We start from the raw sequence: 2134 nt of genomic DNA, 5'->3' as shown, positions 1-2134 counted from the left end.
GGGCTGGCGCGGCCGAAGCATCCGGCCCGGCGTGGGGACAGNGGCCGGAGCGCAGCCTCGTGCCCTTGCTGTGCCATGGCAGGCGCCGGCGGCGGCGGCGGGACACCCGCGACCGGGTCCGGTTGCGCTGGCCCAATCGGGGCCGGCGGCGTCCGGACGGCAGGCTCTTCGACAACCGGCGGCGCAAGCGGGGCCGGGACTTCCTCGGCCACGGCCGGCGGAGGCGCGGTCGAGGCCGGGGTGCTTTCGGTTGCCGGCTCCACCGGCTTCTGGTCCGGGATCGGGGCATCGGCCTGTTTTTCCGCCAGGGTCATGCGGACCCGCTTGGCAAGAGAGTCGCTGGCCTGCCCCTGGGATCTGGCGGCGTCGAGTTCAGCCTGCTCGGCCTTTTCCGCTGCCGGGGCAGCCGGGCTATCGCCAGGCGGCTGTCCGGCCAGGAGGCGGGTGTTGACGCGGATGGTCGCTCCGGCCAGGGCTTCGGCCAGCCAGGCTGCAAAGGCCTTGGCCAGTTTTTCCGCTGCCAGCCTGGATTCGACCCGGGGATAAGCCTTGGCCGGATCAAGGACTGTGGCCGGCAGGCGCTCAACCAGGATCAGGCCCAGAAAGTCGTGTCCCGAGGCCAGGGGCGCTGTCGCCTCGCCGGGCTTCCGCGCCTTGAGCGCCTCGCGCCAGGCCGGCGGCAGGCCGGCTTCGGGCAAAACAACCTCGTGCACGCCGGCATCGGCCTGGGCCGAATCGGCTTTGCGGGCCGCAGCCAGGGCCGCCTTGACGGTCTCGGCGTCCCGTCCGACCACGAGCCGCAGCCGCACCGAGGCCGGTCTGGTAAAGGCGTCGATATGTTCTTTGTAATAGTTGGCTGCCTCGGAAACACCCACCCGGACATTGGGGCGCAGCACGTTTTGGGTGAACTTCTCCAGGGCCAATCGATCAGCCAGCATTTCCCGCCAGCGCGGCAGATCAATGTGTTCCTCAAGGAGCATGGCCTCAAAGGCGTCGCCCGGATAATCGGCCCGCACCGCCTCCTCGGCAGCCCGGCGCTCCTGGTCGGTCAGGGACAGCTTGAGCCGGTCCAGTTCCTGGTTCACCAGCCGGGCCACGATCAGGCCGGCCAGCGTGGCCCCGTACTCGCTGCGCAGTTCCTCCACCGCCGGATTGTCCACCTGCGGCAGGCCCAGACGGCCAAGGTCGTGGCGCGCCTCCAGTTCGGCCAGCCGGATGGGCGAGCCACCCACCACGGCCACCACCCCGGCCTGGTCCGACTGATCCCACAGGCAGCCGCCCAGCAGCCCGGCGGTCAGGCACAGGCAGACGACAGCCCGCATCGCCCGGCCAAAGGCCAACCTCACGCGGCCTCCTCGTCGCCGAGCCCGGCCAATTCCCTGGCCCAGGCGGCCAGGGCCTCGGGAAGGGGCAGGCCCTGGTCCATGGGCATGACGATTTTGCCGGGCGGCAAAAGCCGCACACCATCCCGCTCGGCCACAAAAGCCACCAGACGTTCCGTGGCCACGGCCACGCCGTCGCCCTCAAAGGACACGGTGAGCTTGGCCGGGGTGATTTCCGCCTTGACCACGCCCAGGCGGGCAAGCACCTGTTTGAGCCCCAAAACGGCCAGAAAATTGTCCACTTCCGGCGGCGGCGGTCCGAATCGGTCGCGGATTTCGGCCGCCAGCTCGGCCAGCCCCTGTTCGGTGCGGGCCGTGGACAGGGCCTTGTACAGCCGCAGCCGGTCCGACGCCTCGGGCACGTAGCGTTCCGGGATGCGGGCGGCCAGCCCCAGGGTCAGCTCCGGCTCGGTGTGCTCTTTGATGGGTTCGCCCTTGAGCCGGCGCACTTCTTCGGAGAGCATCTCCAAAAACATGTCCAGGCCAATGCGGGCGATATGGCCCGACTGGGCCTCGCCCAGGATATTGCCGGCCCCGCGCAGGCGCAAATCCTCCATGGCCACCTGGAACCCGGCCCCGAGATAGTCCATGTCCAGGATGACGCGCAGGCGTTTTCGGGCCAGCTCGGGCACCTTTTCAATGCTTGGCACCACGAAATAGGCAAAGGCCTGCCGGGGCGAGCGCCCCACCCGGCCGCGCAGCTGGTAGAGCTGGCCCAGGCCGAACATGTGGGCGTTGTCCACGATAAGCGT

The 2134-nt window shown here is 69.5% G+C and carries 2 protein-coding genes; both read right to left on the bottom strand.

The window, feature by feature from the left end:
• On the bottom strand, window positions 1-1346 hold a 1346-nt coding region (locus DVDV_RS21615), incomplete at its 3' end, for a peptidylprolyl isomerase (protein WP_254845495.1).
• On the bottom strand, window positions 1343-2134 hold a 792-nt coding region (locus tag DVDV_RS21610), incomplete at its 5' end, for a TRCF domain-containing protein (protein WP_368482932.1). The genes DVDV_RS21615 and DVDV_RS21610, both read right to left, overlap by 4 nt.

Origin of the sequence: Desulfovibrio sp. DV, assembly GCF_001936595.1 — a bacterium.
Lineage (GTDB): Bacteria > Desulfobacterota > Desulfovibrionia > Desulfovibrionales > Desulfovibrionaceae > Solidesulfovibrio.
This window is presented reverse-complemented; position numbering and strand designations above follow the sequence as displayed.